Source organism: Acetobacter cerevisiae (assembly GCF_001580535.1).
Classification (GTDB): domain Bacteria; phylum Pseudomonadota; class Alphaproteobacteria; order Acetobacterales; family Acetobacteraceae; genus Acetobacter; species Acetobacter cerevisiae.
The window spans coordinates 1-16,350 of sequence record NZ_LHZA01000132.1 but is presented as its reverse complement, the minus strand read 5'-3'; the positions used below and the strand labels follow the sequence as shown (position 1 = coordinate 16,350).

The 16,350-nt window shown below is 56.7% G+C and carries 13 protein-coding genes; 5 read left to right on the top strand and 8 right to left on the bottom strand.

The annotated features are described in order from the left end of the window. Nucleotides 1-96: 96 nt before the first annotated feature. From recF to mutM, 5 genes are all read right to left on the bottom strand, one after another. On the bottom strand, nt 97-1,206 hold the full coding sequence (recF, locus tag AD928_RS05330; protein ID WP_062248838.1) for a DNA replication/repair protein RecF: 1,110 nt from the start codon (nt 1,204-1,206) through the stop codon (nt 97-99). Between the two features lie 37 nt (nt 1,207-1,243). After that, complete coding sequence (gene dnaN, locus AD928_RS05325; RefSeq protein ID WP_062248836.1) at nt 1,244-2,368, bottom strand: DNA polymerase III subunit beta; 1,125 nt, start codon at nt 2,366-2,368, stop codon at nt 1,244-1,246. 143 nt (nt 2,369-2,511) lie between these two features. Beyond that, nucleotides 2,512-3,945: a chromosomal replication initiator protein DnaA gene (gene dnaA, locus AD928_RS05320; protein WP_082779758.1), complete on the bottom strand. Its 1,434-nt coding sequence runs from the start codon at nt 3,943-3,945 to the stop codon at nt 2,512-2,514. 335 nt (nt 3,946-4,280) lie between these two features. After that, the gene (gene rpsT, locus AD928_RS05315) at nt 4,281-4,550 is read right to left on the bottom strand and encodes a 30S ribosomal protein S20 (protein ID WP_043552691.1); all 270 of its coding nucleotides are present in this window, start codon (nt 4,548-4,550) and stop codon (nt 4,281-4,283) included. A 133-nt stretch (nt 4,551-4,683) separates the two neighbouring features. Continuing rightward, nucleotides 4,684-5,523: a bifunctional DNA-formamidopyrimidine glycosylase/DNA-(apurinic or apyrimidinic site) lyase gene (gene mutM / locus AD928_RS05310; RefSeq protein WP_062248831.1), complete on the bottom strand. Its 840-nt coding sequence runs from the start codon at nt 5,521-5,523 to the stop codon at nt 4,684-4,686. Nucleotides 5,524-5,552: 29 nt separating this feature from the next. Between mutM and AD928_RS05305 the strand changes: the two genes are divergently transcribed. The 5 genes from AD928_RS05305 to AD928_RS05285 are packed head-to-tail and all read left to right on the top strand — an operon-like array spanning nt 5,553 to nt 11,227. Further along, the gene (locus AD928_RS05305; protein ID WP_062140342.1) at nt 5,553-6,338 is read left to right on the top strand and encodes a class I SAM-dependent methyltransferase; all 786 of its coding nucleotides are present in this window, start codon (nt 5,553-5,555) and stop codon (nt 6,336-6,338) included. Between the two features lie 6 nt (nt 6,339-6,344). After that, nucleotides 6,345-7,595, top strand: coding sequence for a bifunctional phosphopantothenoylcysteine decarboxylase/phosphopantothenate--cysteine ligase CoaBC (gene coaBC / locus AD928_RS05300; protein ID WP_062248828.1), 1,251 nt, complete (start codon nt 6,345-6,347; stop codon nt 7,593-7,595). A 24-nt stretch (nt 7,596-7,619) separates the two neighbouring features. After that, nucleotides 7,620-8,099, top strand: a complete 480-nt coding sequence (gene dut / locus AD928_RS05295) for a dUTP diphosphatase (RefSeq protein ID WP_062248880.1) — start codon at nt 7,620-7,622, stop codon at nt 8,097-8,099. Continuing rightward, nucleotides 8,096-9,853, top strand: coding sequence for an ABC transporter permease (locus AD928_RS05290; RefSeq protein WP_062248825.1), 1,758 nt, complete (start codon nt 8,096-8,098; stop codon nt 9,851-9,853). The genes dut and AD928_RS05290 overlap by 4 nt, the downstream gene beginning before the upstream one ends. 15 nt (nt 9,854-9,868) lie before the next feature. Then, on the top strand, nt 9,869-11,227 hold the full coding sequence (locus AD928_RS05285) for an ABC transporter ATP-binding protein (protein WP_062248823.1): 1,359 nt from the start codon (nt 9,869-9,871) through the stop codon (nt 11,225-11,227). A 9-nt stretch (nt 11,228-11,236) separates the two neighbouring features. Here the strand turns inward: AD928_RS05285 and msrA are convergent, their stop codons facing one another. From msrA to AD928_RS05265, 3 genes are all read right to left on the bottom strand, one after another. Further along, complete coding sequence (msrA, locus tag AD928_RS05280) at nt 11,237-11,779, bottom strand: peptide-methionine (S)-S-oxide reductase MsrA (protein WP_062248877.1); 543 nt, start codon at nt 11,777-11,779, stop codon at nt 11,237-11,239. A gap of 25 nt (nt 11,780-11,804) precedes the next feature. Further along, entirely contained in the window at nt 11,805-14,498 is a 2,694-nt protein-coding gene (locus AD928_RS05275; RefSeq protein ID WP_062248821.1) for a valine--tRNA ligase, read from the bottom strand. 180 nt (nt 14,499-14,678) lie between these two features. After that, nucleotides 14,679-16,112 carry a TolC family outer membrane protein gene (locus AD928_RS05265; RefSeq protein WP_062248815.1) on the bottom strand — a complete coding sequence of 478 codons (1,434 nt, stop codon included), beginning with the start codon at nt 16,110-16,112 and terminating at the stop codon, nt 14,679-14,681. Nucleotides 16,113-16,350: the final 238 nt, after the last annotated feature.

The following is a 16,350-nucleotide window of genomic DNA, read 5'->3' as shown; positions in this document are numbered from 1 at the left end:
TCCGGAAAAGAAGAATAGGACCTGATATTGTCTTATACTCCGGCCAGCGCAGTCCGACCAGATTGGAAGCTCTCTTTTATGGGATTGTTTCTCGATTTATCCGAGAAATTCTCCATGTTTTAGTGCGACAAATCGAGCCTGCGCCCGTAAATCCTCAAAAGGTGCTTCGTCAGTTCCGGTCAGGATCACGGTGGTGCGGAAGTCTTTGACAATTTCCAGCAAAGAGCCGCGTCGATTGCGGTCCAGATGCACCAGCGGCTCATCCAGCAACAGGACCGGCGGCATGCCACGATAATCTTCCACCAGTCGGGCATGGGCCAGCACTGTGCCCATCAGAAGGGTCTTTTGCTGGCCTGTGCTGGCAGAGGCCGCCAGAAGGCCGGTTTGTAAGTCAGAGAGCCGGAAATCTGTGCGGTGCACACCAAAGGTGGCCCGCCCGCGCTCCCTGTCCTGCTGCCGATTGGCCGCAAACTGCTCACGGAGCCAGTCTTCCACAGCCAGCGCAGGATTGTGTTCAAGCTGGTCTGCTACACTACAAAGCAAAGTAACATTCACACCGGGAAAGGCGCCCAGACTGGACTGAGCAAACAGGCAGAGCTGTTGCACCATCTCGCGCCGGCCAGCCGCAACGGCCACGCCATGGCGGGCCATGGAGGCTTCCAGCCCGCTCAACCATGAAGCCTCAGAAAAACGGGTTTGCAGCAACCGGTTCCGCTGCGTCATAGCGCGGTCATACGCTAACAGTTCGCGCGCATGGTGCGGGGTGACAGCCATGACCAGCCGGTCAAGAAAGCGTCGTCGGCCGGATGCGCCCTCGCTGAAGAGACGGTCCATCTGGGGCGTGATCCATACAGCGGAGAGCGTATCGTCCAGCGCATCCCGATTGCGGACCTGCTGGCCATTCAGCAGATAGACGCGGCGTGCGGACTCTCCTGCCCCAGCCATGCCAGTGCCGAGTTCCAGAACGTCCTGGTCAAAGGAAAAGCGGGCGGAAATGCCCCAGCTTGCTGCGTTGTCGCGGCCCAGTTGTGCTAAAGGTGCACCTCGCAACCCACGCCCCGGTGTGAGGAGAGAAAGGGCCTCAAGCAGGTTGGTTTTGCCGCTCCCGTTCTCGCCGGTGAGCACAACAAGAGAAGCGTCTGGTGACCACACCAGACGCTCATAATTACGAAATTCGGAAAGGGTCAGTTTAAGAAGCTGAGCCACTTTTTACCTGATAAGGCTCAGAAAGACGCCTATTGTCTTAAACGCGCATCGGCATCAGCACATACAGTGCTGAGGGACTATCGACATCACGGACGATGGTGGGGGCTGAGCTGTCAGAAAACGCGAACTCAACGTCCTTTTCCACCTGATCGGTAATGTCGTTCAGGTAACGGGCCTGAAAGCCGATTTCCAGTGCTTCTGCATCATAGGAAATCCGGGTCTTGTCCAGCTCTTCCGTAGCGACGCCCTGTTCGGGGCTGCTAGCAGACAGGGTCAGCAGACCGGGTTCCAGTGCCAGTTTAACCGGACGAGACCGCTCCTGACTAATGGCTGCCACACGAGCCACTGCATCTGAGAAGTCTTTTTTGCCAACCCGTAGAATACGCTTGTTGTTGAGCGGAATCACGCGGTCATATTCCGGGAAGGTCCCGTCAATCAGCTTGGAGGTCAGCATGACCGGGCCAGCCGTGAACTGCACACGAGTTTCCGAGAGGGCAACCTCAATTTCTTCCGGCGCTTCATCAATCAGCTTGCGCAGCTCCGCCACCGTTTTGCGTGGAATAATCACGCCCGGCATGGTTTCCGCACCTGCGGGAAGTTCCGTTTCCACGCGTGCCAGACGGTGTCCGTCGGTCGCAACGGCGCGGAGCAGTTTTCCGGCATCCGTGTCGGCTGCATGGAAAAAGATGCCGTTCAGGTAATAGCGCGTTTCTTCGGTGGAGATTGCGAACCGCGTCCGGTCGATCAGGGAACGCAGCACCCCTGCCCCAACCTTGAAGTGACACGGCAGATCACCCGTACCCATGGACGGAAAATCATCAACGCTCAGCACGTTCAGGCGCGTGGCGTAGCGGTCTGCACGGAGCAGCAGTGGTCCTTCACTGTCCGCCTGATCCAGTTCCACTTCCACGCTGTCCGGCAGTTTACGGACAATTTCATATAGCACCGACGCCGGAACAGTGGTTGCACCATCCCGCTTGATGGTCGCCGGAATTTCTTCCACCACCTCGATTTCCATATCGGTGGCTTTCAGGCTCAGTCGCCCGTCCGCCGCCTGAATCAGAACGTTGGCAAGAATGGGGATGGTGTTACGCTTTTCAGCAACACTCTGGATGTGTGCCAAAGCTTTGAGCAGTATTGCGCGCTCAGCTGAAAACTTCATCTATGCCTCTTTCCTGCATGACCGGCCCCACGCAGGAATTCAGGCGGGCCGGGATCTATCCTGTTGAAAACTAACAGCAGTAACGGTGCAGTCAATCTTTGAGTACCTGCCTCCCCTGCGTGAGAGTGCAGGCACCTGTCGGTCTAGCTTTCCAGCATCCGACGCATCAGTTCGACATCCTCTGCAAAAGCGGGATCACGCTCCATCAGCTCCGCAACGCGCGAGACGGCGTGCATGACGGTTGTATGGTCACGGTTGCCAAATTTGCGGCCGATTTCGGGTAAAGAGCGGCTGGTGAGCTGCTTGGCCAGATACATCGCCACCTGCCGTGGGCGAGCGACGGCGCGGGCACGGCGGGCGGAGGACATATCCGTTAGGCGGATATTCCAGTGCTCGGCCACCCGCTTCTGGATTTCCTCAATCGTCACCCGGCGATCATGCGCCTTGAGGATATCATGCAGAACGTCCTGCGTGGCTTCCAGCGTAACCGGGCGACCAAACAGATTGGCATGCGCAATTAGGCGGTTGAGAGCGCCTTCAAGCTCACGCACGTTCGACGTGATCTTATGGGCAAGAAATTCCAGAACTTTGCCGGGCACGACCACGCCCGACGCAGCAGCTTTGGATTCAAGAATGGAAATACGCAGCTCAAACGTGGTGGCATGAATATCAGCTACCATACCGCAGCCCAGCCGGGTCCGCAGACGATCTTCCAATCCGGACAAATCAGACGGCGATTTATCCGCCGACACCACAATCTGCCGCCCGGCATCCACCAGCGCATTGAAGGTGTGGAAGAATTCTTCCTGCGTGTTGTCTTTGCCGATCAGGAACTGAAGATCATCAATCATCAGCACATCCACGGAGCGCAGCTGTTCCTTGAACTCCATGGTCGATTGAGACCGGATAGCCGCAATGAAACGATACATGAACTTTTCAGCGGACATATAGGCAACGGAAACATTGCCGCTCTGCACCAGTTCCGCGCCGATGGCATGCATCAGATGTGTTTTGCCGAGGCCTACTCCACCATAGAGAAAGAGTGGGTTGAAACCGACGCTGGACGGCTTTTCGGCCACACGCCGTGCGCAGGCATAGGCAAATTCATTGGGTTTCCCCACCACAAACGTATCAAACGTAAAGCGGGTATCCAGCGTGGTAATGAGGTCACTCCGCACTTCCGGCGCGCTGCGTGGGGCTTCTTCGACTTCGATGCTGGGGGCAGCAACAGGGGCGTCCTCGGTGGCGAGCGCAAGCGGCGGTGCCGCCGGGTCACCAGGGCGTGCGACCTGCAGCTCGACCCGACGAATGGCGGGCAGAACCTGATTCCACAATTCGCTCAGCCGGTCGCCGTACTGGCTCCGCACCCAGTCACGCAGAAAGCGGGTGGGAAGGAGGAGTGTAATCTCATCACCATCCACAGGCCCCAGCGCAATCTTGGTCAGCCAGGTACGGTATTCAACCTCCCCGACTTCCCCTTTCAGCCTTGAACAGATCTGTAACCACGATTCCTCAAGCGCCTTGCCATCCTCAGCTTGGGGGAAAGCCCTTTCGTCATCGTCCACTCCGATTGTCATCTACGCTCCCGAGCGGTCATAAACGCGGCCAGCCGCGCGTGATTTTCGATAAGGGGGCCGCTTGCACGGCCACCAGGCAGCCGGGCTTCCGGCGGGCCTACACTGCCGCTATAAAACGCGGCGCAGGAGCGCGAAAAAGACGCTCTCCTGAGGGTGGAGACTAGCTGCCAGAATTAAAGCACGACCGAGGGAGGAGCAATGAAAATCTCTGTGCTCTTACCCTCATCTCTGCCATGCCATGCGGGGGCTACACAAAAGTAAAGCCGAACCACCCCAGGATGATTCGGCTTTACAAAACGCATGTGTCTAAAGGCTGCTGATGCAGCCTGAAGGTCTCAGGCGGTTGCCAGAGACTTCACACGAGCAGACAGGCGGGAAATTTTGCGTGCAATGGTGTTTGCATGCACAACGCCTTTGATCACGCCGCGCTGCAGTTCCGGCTGAGCAACGCGCAGAGCTTCACGGGCTTCGTCATGGTTGCCAGCAGCAATTGCAGTTTCGACCTTCTTGATGAAGGTGCGCATGCGAGACTTGCGGGCTGTGTTACGAGCAGTCCGCTTTGCGGTCTGCCGGATGCGCTTACGCGCTGAAGCGATATTCGCCATGAGTTTCTATTTTATCCAGCACAAAAGAAATGGTAGCAGCCCGGCAATGCCAGGGTGGCTGCAAAGATGTAGCGGTGCTGTAATCCACAGCGGTATCCACAGTCAAGCTGCTTCCCTCATTATAGAGGTAATTTTACCTTATTTTCTGCCGTAAGGGGCAGAAAAAGGTAGAGCGACCGGCTTGTGTGATCTGCTCGACCCCAGCACAGGCGGGAGGTCCGGGGCAGTCCGGGCACGGTTGTCCCTTGCGTCCATAAACGCGCCAGGCATGCTGAAAATAGCCCAGACCGCCTTCCGGGCGCACATAATCTTTCAGGCTTGAGCCACCTGCGGCAATCGCTTCATTCAGAACATCCTTAATGGCCTGAACCAGCCGCTTTGTTTCCTGAGGTTTTAGTGTGCCTGCGGCAGTCTGAGGATGGGTGCCCGTGCGATACAGCGCTTCGCAGACATAAATGTTGCCCAGACCCGAGACCACTTTCTGGTCCAGGAGCGCCGTTTTGATCGGAGATTTTCGGCCCTTAAAGGCTGCCTGAAGCACAGCCCCCGTAAACGCGGGCTCAAGCGGTTCCGGCCCCATGCTGGCGAGAAATTTATACTGCTCTTCCTGCCCGGTGGGCACGAGGTCCAGCATCCCGAAGCGGCGTGGGTCAACAAACCCGCAGCGCCGTCCATCCGCCGTGATGAAGGTGACGTGTTCGTGCAGCGCGGGGGCTGCCGGAGAATCGAGAATAATGCGTCCCGACATGCCCAGATGCAGCACGACGGAAAGATTATTCGACAGCCGCATGAGAATATATTTCCCACGGCGGCGGAAGCCTGTGACGGTCTGCCCGGCAACGGAATCACGAAAATCGGCAGGAATCTGCCATCGCAGATCCGGGCGGCGGAGAATGACATCGCTGATTTTGTGGCCTTGCAGAGCGATCTGCATACCACGCATCACGGTTTCGACTTCAGGGAGTTCCGGCATGAGTGCAAAGCAGGGTATAGGGTAACACCATGACCGACAATAGCTTTGCGCCCTCCCCCTCATCTTCCGCTGCGCCGCAGGCGGAAGAAACCGATTTCGGCTTCCGTTCCGTCCGGAAGGAAGAGAAGAAACCCCTCGTCCGCGCTGTATTTGACAGCGTTGCGGGCAAGTATGATGTCATGAATGATCTGATGTCTCTGGGGATTCACCGGGTCTGGAAACGTATTTTTGTCACGGAACTCGGGCCTCAGCCCGGGCTGTCCCTGCTGGATCTGGCAGGCGGCACGGGTGACATCAGCTTTGGCTGGCTGCAGGGTGGCGGCGGCCCCACCATCATGACCGACATCAACGCCAGCATGCTCTCTGTCGGGCGTGACCGTGCGCTGAGCCGGGGTTTTGTATCCGACCTCTCCTTTGCGGTGGTGGATGCTGAAGCCATTCCCCTTAAAGATATGTCGGTTGACCGCGTGTCCATCGCGTTTGGCCTGCGAAACTGCACCGACAAGAATGCGGTGATTCGGGAAGCGCGCCGCGTCCTGCGTCCCGGCGGCCGTTTCATGTGCCTTGAATTCTCTCGCGTGCAGGTTGCCGCTCTGGCGCCGATTTATGATGCCTGGTCCTTCAAGGTTCTGCCGACCATGGGCAGCATGGTGGCGGGTGATCGGGAAAGCTATCAGTATCTGGCAGAAAGCATCCGCACCTTCCCGGATCAGGAAACGCTGGCAGAAATGTTCCGTGAGGCAGGCCTGTCTCACGTGCGCTATCAGTCTCTGTCTGGCGGGATTGCAGCCATTCACTCCGGCTGGCGTCTCTGATCCTTCATGACGGCGCCCCTCACCCCACGCTCTGTTCTGCTGATTATCAGTGGAAGTATCGCCGCTTTCAAAGCGCCGGAACTTATCCGGTCGCTGCGGGCTGATGGCATACAGGTGCGGTGTGTGCTTACACAGGGGGGCAGTCAGTTTGTTACACCGCTGACGCTGCAGGCGCTCAGCGGTCAGCCTGTTCATACGGACCTGTTTTCCCTCACCGCCGAGCAGGAAATGGGGCATATCGCCCTTTCTCGCTCGGCTGATCTGATTGTTGTGTGCCCTGCATCCGCCAATCTGCTTGCGCGCATGGCAGGCGGTCTGGCGGATGATCTGGCCAGCACAGTGCTGCTGGCGACGGACACACCCATCATGGTCGCTCCGGGTATGAATGTGCGGATGTGGGACCATCCCGCCACGCAGGCCAACATTCAAACACTCAGGCAACGTGGCGTGACCTTTCTCGGGCCCGTTGCCGGTGAGATGGCCTGCGGAGAATATGGTCCCGGACGGATGGTGGAACCTGCCGATGTGCGGGATGCTGTTCTGGCGTTTTTTCGCCAACAGAGTCGCCAGTCCGGTTCTTTGGCGGGCAAAACTTGCCTTGTAACGGCAGGCCCGACCCATGAACCACTGGACCCTGTTCGGTATCTCGCCAATCGCTCTTCCGGCAAGCAGGGCTATGCGCTTGCCGAAGCTCTGGCAGATCTGGGTGCTGAGGTGACTCTCATCAGCGGCCCTACGGTCTTACGTCCCCCGGCAGGGGTTGCTGTGTCCTTTTGCGAGACAGCCTGCCAGATGCGTGATCTGGCTCTTAAGGCCGCGAGAAGCACGGCGTTTGATGCCGCCATCTGCACGGCTGCCGTTGCAGACTGGCGTCCTGCGCATGCGCAGGATCAGAAAATCAAAAAAACGGGCAAGGATGATCTGCCCCCACCACTGGCCTTGCTGCCGAACCCGGACATTCTGGCAGAGCTTTCAGAACCGTCCCCTTCCCGCCCACGCCTTGTTATCGGTTTTGCTGCTGAGACCGAGACGGTAGAAGCCCATGCCCGCGCCAAGCTGGCGCGAAAGGGGTGTGACTGGATTGTTGCCAACAATGTTGGGGCAGGTTCAGATGTTATGGGTGGGTCCGAAAATCAGGTCATACTCATCACGCAGGATAAGGTGGAGCACTGGCCTCGCCTGAGTAAGGAAGAAGTGGCCCGCAGGCTTGCCACAACTCTTGCAGACTGGTTTTTAAAGCCTCACAAGTCGTTATAAGAATTATGAGATATGGAGTGCCTGATGCCTGCAACTGAATCCCGGAACACCGGCCTGACAGTGCGGGTGCAGCGCCTGCCCCACGGGCAGGATCTGCCACTGCCATCTTATGCTACAGCAGGTGCAGCAGGGATGGATCTTCTGGCAGCTGTGCCGGAACCAGTCACGCTCCAGCCCGGTGGCCGCACGGTTATCCCGACGGGTCTGTGTATTGCTCTGCCCCCCGGATACGAATTGCAGGTCCGTCCCCGCTCTGGTCTGGCCTTGAAGCACGGGATTATTCTGCCCAACTCCCCTGGCACCATTGATGAAGATTATCGCGGCGAGGTCGGGGTAATTGTTCTGAATGCTGGCGATCAGCCCTTTACCGTTGAGCACGGCATGCGCATTGCTCAGGCTGTTATTGCGCCGGTTGAGCGCGTCTCCTGGGCCGAATGTGACAGTCTGGACGCAACAGCCCGCGGCATAGGCGGCTTTGGTAGTACGGGAACCGGCCTGCCATGACGGCAGCGCGACCAGATTTTTCTCTTTCTTCTCAAAACCCCTCGACGCGTCTGCCGTTGCGCCACCTGAATACGGCAGATGCCTTTCTTCTGATTTGCGTGGTGGGGCTGGCTGTTCTGGCTGGCAACAGTGTGCGCCACATGCTGGCACCCCTCGCCGCGCCGGCTCAGAGTCCGATCCATCTCGATATCCTGTATCTTCCCGGCTACGCTCTGCGGACCACTCTGCGGATGTTCGCGGCTCTCGGGCTCTCCCTTGTTTTCACCTTTTTTTACGCAACACTGGCCGCCAAAAGCCGCCGGGCCGCGCAAATTCTGGTGCCCTTGCTGGATATCCTCCAGTCCATTCCCATTCTGGGCTTTCTGAGCTTTACGGTAACCTTCTTTCTGGGGCTCTTTCCGGGACAGGTGCTGGGGGCCGAACTGGCCGCCATTTTCACCATTTTCACCTCTCAGGCGTGGAATATGGCCTTTGGGATGTATCAGTCTTTGCGGGGCGTCCCGACAGAACTTGAAGAAGCCGCAAGAGGCTTCGGGTTGACCGCCTGGCAAAAATTCTGGCGGCTGGAAGTGCCCTGCTCCATTCCCTCGCTCGTGTGGAATTCCATGATGTCCATGGCGGGCGGCTGGTTCATGGTGGTCTATTCAGAAACGCTTACCGTCGGCAACACCCGGATCGCTCTGCCGGGGATCGGGTCCTACGTGGGCGTTGCGATCAGCCAGCAAAATATCGGCGCTGTTCTGGCAGCCATCCTCGCTATGATGGTGATTATTCTGGCGTATGATCAGGTCCTGTTTCGCCCCCTCACCGTCTGGGCTTCACGGTTCCGGCTGGAAACAACAGTGCAGGATGAAGTTCTGGCAGAACCCTGGGTGCTTCGGCTGCTTCGTCGCACACGTCTCCTGCGGAACGGCATCAATCTGTTTCTATTTTTTATGCGCAAGATCGGTTCCCTCCCTCTTGGGCGCCGCCAGGGGCGGTTTCAGCCTTCTCAGACAGCCGTTTCAAAGCGGCTCTCAGATGGCCTGTGGTGGGGTGCGCTGGGACTGATCTTTCTCTGTGCGCTGGAACAGGCGTGGGTTTACGGCAGCTCCGCCTATACGCGTGGACAAATTGGGCACGTTGTCGTGCTGGGGTTTTATACGCTTTTGCGTGTTGTCAGCATGCTTTGTCTGGCCTCACTTATTTGGGTGCCGGTGGGTGTCTGGCTGGGACTCAAGCCTGCACGGGCGCATCGGGCGCAGCTGATTGTGCAATATTGCGCAGCATTCCCTGCCAACCTGTTTTTCCCCATTTTTGTGGGGGGCATTATTTATTTTCATCTGGCGCCGGATATCTGGCTTACTCCTTTGATGATGCTGGGAGCGCAATGGTACATTCTGTTCAACGTCATCGTCGGCACCTCATCTTTCCCGCCCAATCTGTTGGAAGTCGGGGAAAATTTTGAGGTCAAGGGCCTGCTCTGGTGGCGGAAAATCATTTTGCCCGGCATTACGCCTTATTATCTGACGGGGGCTCTGGCGGCCTCGGGAGGCGCATGGAATGCCGCTATTGCATCAGAAGTGGCGCAATGGGGAAATGTGACGCTGAAAGCGCACGGCCTTGGGGCTTATATTGCGCAGGCCACGACCGAAGGCGACATCAGTGAAGTTGCGCTGGGTGTTGTCGTGATGGCGCTGTTTGTGCTCATCCTCAACTGGCTGGTCTGGCGTCCTCTTTCTGATTACGCTCACCGCCGCCTGAAACTGACCTGACAACAGGACCAAACCATGACGTCCCCTTCCCTCGCCGACAATCAGACAGCCGGATACGTCACAGCGCTGGTTGAGGCACGGCATGTCAGTCAGTCCTACCATAAAGACAGCGCGGTTGATCTGCTGGTTCTGGATGATGTCAATCTGACGCTTAATGCGGGAGAGATTGTTGGCCTGCTGGGCCGGTCGGGTTCTGGAAAATCGACATTCCTGAGGATTTTGGCTGGGTTGCTTTCCCCTTCATCCGGTGAGGTGCTTTGGAAAGGAACCCCCCTGAAAGGGCCGGCCGATGGTGTTGCCATGGTTTTTCAGTCCTTTGCGCTCTTCCCGTGGATGACGGTGGAAGAAAATGTCGCACTCGGGCTGGAAGCCAAGGGCATTACGGGCGAAGAGCGCGACAGGCGGGTGGAAAACGCCATCGATCTGATTGGCCTTGGCGGCTACGAGAACGCATGGCCCAAAGAGCTTTCTGGCGGCATGCAGCAGCGTGTGGGGCTGGCTCGCGCACTGGTCGTGCAGCCTGACCTGCTCCTGATGGACGAGCCGTTTTCCGCTCTGGATGTGTTGACCGCTGAAAATCTGCGGACAGATCTGGTCGAGCTGTGGTCAGAAAAAAAACTGCCCGTTCAGGCCATGCTGGTGGTGACGCACAATATTGAAGAGGCGGTTCTGATCTGTGACCGGATCATGATTTTCTCTTCCAATCCCGGTCGTATTGCTCATGCCCTGACGGTGCCGTTTGCGCACCCGCGCGACCGGGAAGATCCAGCCTTCCGCCAGTTTGTGGACCATATTTATGCGCTGATGACGCAACGTGCGCCCATTATTTCCGAGGCCGATCTGGCTGTGGGCGTAAAGCAGGCTGTTCAGGCCACGCCGTCCCTGATGGCTTTGCCGATGGTTTCCATCACAATGATGATCGGGATGATGGAAGCCTTGGCGGCCCCGCCCCTCAACGGCCGGGCCGATCTGCCCATGCTGGCAGAAAAGCTGCAACTGGAACTGGATGACCTGTTTCCGTTAGGCGAATCCCTTGAGTTGCTGGGCCTCGCGGAACTGGAGGATGGTGACATCCTGCTCACCAATGAAGGCGTGCATTTTGTGCTGAGTGACCTTGATGAGCGCAAAGCCATCATGAGCCATGCGCTGCTGCATCATGTGCCGCTGGTTAAAATGATCTGCACCGTGCTGGATGAGCGCCCGTCCCACAGCGCAAATGCTGATCGCTTCCGGGATGCTCTGGAAGAGGCGATGTCACCTGACTACGCGCGGCAGACGCTCCAGACGGTTATAGGCTGGGCCCGCTTTGCGGAGTTGTTTGATTTTGATGAAGAAGGAGATCGCTTCTATCTGGAAGAAGCGATCTCTGAATAAGTCAGCAGTTCAGACGTCCGCGCGTTTGAAGCGGGACGCATAGAGTTTGCGGGCCTTGGCAACCTTAGGTGCAATAACGGCCTGACAATAGCCCGTGTTCGGGTTGCGCTCATAGTAATCGAAATGCATGGCTTCAGCGGGCCAGAAGGTCTCTAACGGGACAATCTCGGTGACAATCGGCGCATCCCAGAGGTCAGCCTTTTCAATTTCCGCCTTAACCATCAGGGCAGCGTTTTTCTGCCCTTCATCAGCGTAGAAAATGGCAGAGCGATATTGTGTGCCAATATCGTCCCCCTGCCGGTTCAAAGTGGTGGGGTTGTGGAGTGTGAAGAAAATTTTCAGCACATCATCATATCCGATTACGTTCGGATCGAACTCCAGCCGAATGACTTCTGCATGGCCGGTTTGGCCGGTGCAAACCTGTTTATAGGTCGGTTCTGCCGTATGGCCGCCCGCGTAACCGGGAGCGATGGAGAGAATCCCCACCATGTCCCGAAAAACAGCTTCCATGCACCAGAAGCATCCGCCGCCAAGAACGATAGACTGGGACATGTTCATTCCTTCACTGTGTTTGGCATCAGGCGATGCGGGCGAGTGCCGCTTTCAGGCGAACACTTTCACCCTGCTGGGCTTCCAGACGATCCCGCATTTCCTGAACGATTTCAGGTTTAGCGCGTGAGACAAAATTTTCGTTTCCGAGTTTTTTCTCGGTCTTGGCGATTTCATCGTCGGCCTTGGCGAGTTCCTTCTTCAGACGCTCCTGCTCGGCGGTAATATCAATCAGCCCTTCCAGCGGAATAATCAGCGTCGCTTCATCGACCACAGCCTGAGCAGAACCACGCGGCACGTTACCCTGCTGCGGAGCAACGTGAGAAACACGCGCCATGCGGCCAATGGCTTCCTGCCAGCGTTCAGCCCGCTCCACGGTTTCCGGAGCAGCATCCTGCAGGAAGACCGGGGCCTTCTGTGAAGGTGGCACATTCATTTCCGCACGGACCGTCCGGATTTCAGAAATCAGCCGAATGATGTGATCACATTCCGCCTGCGCTGCTTCTGCCCCTGTCAGAATAATCGGCTCCGGCCATGCCTCAGAAATCAGGCTACCCTGCTTGCCAAAGCCGAACTCGGTCCAGAGCTCATCTGTGACAAACGGCATGACGGGCTGCAACAGCCGCAGAATGATCCCTAGAACATATGCAGCAACAGCGCGGATTTCAGCGGCTTCCGCAGCATCATCGGACGCAAAAACAGGCTTTGCGAATTCAAGGAACCAGTCACAGAAGCGGTTCCAGACAAAGCGATAGCAGCTCAGCGCATATTCATCGAAGCGATAGGCTTCCAGAGCTTTGGTAGCATCCTGAATGGCTGTGGAGGCTTCTGCAATAATCCACTTGCCGAGCGGGGATGTTACGCTGTGCGGCTCAAACCCGTCCTGTGCCTTCACGCCGTTCATTTCACAGAAGCGGGCCGCATTCCAGATTTTGGTGACAAAGGCGCGGTAATCTTCAACCTTTTTCCGGCCCAGCTTCACGTCACGACCAATGCCTGTCAGGGCGCAGATGGTGAAGCGCATCGCATCGGCACCGTAGGCATCAATCAGCTCAAGCGGATCAATCCCGTTGCCTTTACTCTTAGACATTTTCTGGCCGCGTTCATCACGCACCAGACCATGAATGAAAATGTCGCGGAACGGCACATCATGCATGAAGTGTTCGCCCATCATGATCATCCGGGCGACCCAGAAGAAAATGATGTCGAAGCCGGTTACCAGAACGTCAGTCGGGTAATAGCGCGCCAGTTCCGGTGTCTTGTCCGGCCAGCCCAGCGTGGAAAATGGCCACAGACCAGATGAGAACCACGTATCCAGAACGTCTTCATCCTGAGACAGTGTTTCGGTCTTACCATAATGGGCATCGGCCTGCTTCTGAGCGTCAGCTTCATCATGCGCTACAAATACGTGGCCGTCCGGGCCATACCACGCCGGAATGCGATGCCCCCACCAGAGCTGACGGGAAATGCACCAGGGCTGGATGTCCCGCATCCACGCAAAGAACGTGTTTTCCCACTGTTTGGGCACAAAGGAAATCTTACCGCTGGTGACAGCCTCAATGGCTGGGCCAGCCAGCTTGCCGGCATCGCAATACCACTGCGTGGTCAGACGCGGCTCAATAACCGCCCCGCCCCGCTCTGCGTGGGGAACCTGATGGCGATGCGGTTCAATCTTCTCGAGCCATTCCAGTCTTTCCAGTTCCGCGACAATGCTCTTGCGGGCTTCCTCACGGGAAACACCTGCCAGATTTCTCACAAAAGCCGGGTCAGCAAGGCCGTCTACACTGGCCAGTTCGTCTTCAATTTCGTCCAGAACCACGCGGGCCTGCTCATCCAGTATGGAAAGCATGGGCAGGTTGTGCCGCCGACCGACCTCAAAATCGTTAAAGTCATGTGCCGGCGTGATCTTCACTGCACCGGTGCCCTTTTCCGGGTCGGAATGCAGATCGGCCACGATAGGGATCAGGCGTCCTGTCAGCGGGAGACGAACGGACTGGCCGACCAGCGCTGCATAACGCTCATCTTCCGGATGCACAGCAACTGCCACGTCGCCCAGCATGGTTTCAGGCCGGGTGGTGGCGACAGTAATGGTTTCGCCCGGTTTGCCCTCCACCGGGTAGCGGATGTACCAGAGCTTACCGGCGACGTCCTTGCTTTCCACTTCAAGGTCGGAAATAGCGGACCGGAACATCGGGTCCCAGTTGACCAGACGGCGGTCCCGGTAAATCAGCCCTTCATTGTAGAGGGTGACAAACACCTCTTTGACCGCACGGGACAGACCTTCGTCCATGGTGAAGCGCTCACGCGGCCAGTCCAGCGAAGCCCCCAGCCGGCGGAGCTGGCGGGTAATGCCGCCGCCCGACTCTTCTTTCCATTTCCAGACCCGCTGCACGAAGGCCTCGCGCCCCAAGTCCTGCCGGGTCGTATCTTCTGCGGCCAGAGCCCGCTCGACAACCATCTGCGTGGCAATGCCAGCATGGTCGGTGCCGGGCTGCCACAGGGTGTCAAACCCCTGCATCCGCTTCCAACGCACCAAGGTGTCCTGCAAGGTCATGGTCAGGGCATGCCCCATGTGCAGGGTGCCGGTCACGTTGGGCGGCGGAATCATGATGGTGAACGACTTCTTGCCGCTCTGCGGGTTAGCCGAAAATGCCTTTTCGCTCTCCCACAGCTCGTAAAGTTTCTTCTCTGTCTCAGCAGGCTCAAAAGTCTTGTTCAGCATGATATCCAACCAGAAAACACAAAAAGGCGGAAGGCATCTCATGCCCCCGCCTTTGGAGAGTTATAGTCTCAGCTTTCCGCACAGGAAACATCTGACACGCCTGCTTTTCATCGTAAGTGGCAAAAATCAGGGCGCCAGAGCAGAGACCGAGCAATTGTTGACGACAATCGACGTGAGTTTTTAGCGACCAGGCTGATTCACAGCATAGTCGTTCAGCCCCCATAGACGGTCTTTTACGGCTTTGTAATATGCTTTGTCGTCATAGAGCGGGACGCTCAATTGCAGATCAGCGGCTGTCAGGCGGCCGATGGCGGAAGCGACATTGTAGGACGCAAGGACCATATTGCTCAGGCTCTGTACTAGCGCGACCTGCGCCTGAAGCAGTGTTTCCTGCTGCTGCAAAACTTCCAGCGTTGTGCTGGTGCCCACAATAGCCTGTCGTTCGACACCATCAAGCGCGACGGTGCCAGCTTTAATGGCAGCGCGGTTGCTCGATATAGCCGCCTGATAAGAAACCAGCTTCTGCCAGTTTGAAACAGCATCCTGCGCAGCTGTTCTGCGCTGAATATCCACCTCACGGTGCGCTGCCTGCGCCTGCTGCTTGGCCTGCCGAACAGCAGCGTATTCTGAGCCCCCCTGATAAACAGGAATATTGAAATTCAGCATGGCATATTTATTTTCATCAATTTGATGATTGAGGCTCTGGTTAATCTGCCTGCTGTAAGCCGCTGTTGCCGAAATTTTGGGCATGATAGCTGCCATTGCGACAGCGACAGCATCTTTCTGCGATGATTCGGTAAAAAGAGCATTAATCACGTCAGGATTATTCTTGACCGCCATGGCTGCCGCAGTCTGTTCGTTTTTAACGGGCAGCACCAAAGGCTGAGGAGGGACCAGGTTGGGCGGAGGAGCCATCCCTACAATCTGCATGTAGGTGGCTTGTGCCGTCTGGAGGGTGCCTTCGGACTGCTGGCGCGTAGCTTTTGCTGAGGCGTAAGCAGATTCGGCCTGAGCGACGTCTGTCCGGGTAATTTCGCCGACTTTGAAGCGTTCATTAGTGGCGCGCAGCTGTTGCTGCAGTACGCGTTCGTTATTGATGTTGAGCTGTAGAAGCTGCTCATCTTCGATAACGCTCACATAAGCATTCACAACATTTTTAAAGACCTGCTGCTCCACTGAAATCAGATTAGCGCGTGCTGCCATAATTTTATTGACAGCCTGATGCGTGGAGGCGGTCGTTTTGCCCCCGCTATAAATTGGCTGCTGAATTGTCAGGCCCGCTGTATAGCCTGGTGTATCATAAATCCGTAGATAGCCAGGCTGATCTGCCGAGCCCTGATAATCGTTTGTTCCCTTATAATAGGTCAACCCCACAGTCCCTGTCACGGTCGGACGCCAGCCCGCAAGTGCTGTAGGAACCTGCTCATCTGTTGCGCGTAGAGTTGCACGTGCCTGCTGTAGCGTAGGGTTGGTCAGGTAGGCTGAAGCAAGAGCTTCCTGCAGCGTATGCGGAATAAAGGTGGGTGAACCACTCCCGTCATACTTCTGGGCCCACGCAGTGGAACTGCAAAGCATGGCCGCCATGCCCATCCCGACCCCGTAAATACGCCGCATTTGTTTCTCCTGCCTGAATTAGAGCACAAATAAATAGTTGCCACTTCGTGCCACGATGAAAGGCATATTTCTATCTTTTATCATCCGAAAAACTGAATGATGGCAAAGTGCGGGATTTTATTGAGTTGATAAGCGCAATTGCGAAGATAAAATTGGCTTGCGATTACAAATCAATAGCCATCTCTCTATGCACAGCTTTACACGGACACTTTCTAGGCTCAGGACTCATTCTTTGAGG

Excerpts from the sequence above, each read along its gene's own strand:
- dnaN (WP_062248836.1), bottom strand. The coding sequence starts at position 2,368 with ATGAAGTTTTCAGCTGAGCGCGCAATACTGCTCAAAGCTTTGGCACAC.
- dnaA (WP_082779758.1), bottom strand. The coding sequence starts at position 3,945 with ATGACAATCGGAGTGGACGATGACGAAAGGGCTTTCCCCCAAGCTGAG.
- rpsT (WP_043552691.1), bottom strand. The coding sequence starts at position 4,550 with ATGGCGAATATCGCTTCAGCGCGTAAGCGCATCCGGCAGACCGCAAAG.
- mutM (WP_062248831.1), bottom strand. The coding sequence starts at position 5,523 with ATGCCGGAACTCCCTGAAGTCGAAACCGTGATGCGTGGTATGCAGATC.
- AD928_RS05305 (WP_062140342.1), top strand. The coding sequence starts at position 5,553 with ATGACCGACAATAGCTTTGCGCCCTCCCCCTCATCTTCCGCTGCGCCG.
- coaBC (WP_062248828.1), top strand. The coding sequence starts at position 6,345 with ATGACGGCGCCCCTCACCCCACGCTCTGTTCTGCTGATTATCAGTGGA.
- dut (WP_062248880.1), top strand. The coding sequence starts at position 7,620 with ATGCCTGCAACTGAATCCCGGAACACCGGCCTGACAGTGCGGGTGCAG.
- AD928_RS05290 (WP_062248825.1), top strand. The coding sequence starts at position 8,096 with ATGACGGCAGCGCGACCAGATTTTTCTCTTTCTTCTCAAAACCCCTCG.
- AD928_RS05285 (WP_062248823.1), top strand. The coding sequence starts at position 9,869 with ATGACGTCCCCTTCCCTCGCCGACAATCAGACAGCCGGATACGTCACA.
- msrA (WP_062248877.1), bottom strand. The coding sequence starts at position 11,779 with ATGTCCCAGTCTATCGTTCTTGGCGGCGGATGCTTCTGGTGCATGGAA.
- AD928_RS05275 (WP_062248821.1), bottom strand. The coding sequence starts at position 14,498 with ATGCTGAACAAGACTTTTGAGCCTGCTGAGACAGAGAAGAAACTTTAC.
- AD928_RS05265 (WP_062248815.1), bottom strand. The coding sequence starts at position 16,112 with ATGCGGCGTATTTACGGGGTCGGGATGGGCATGGCGGCCATGCTTTGC.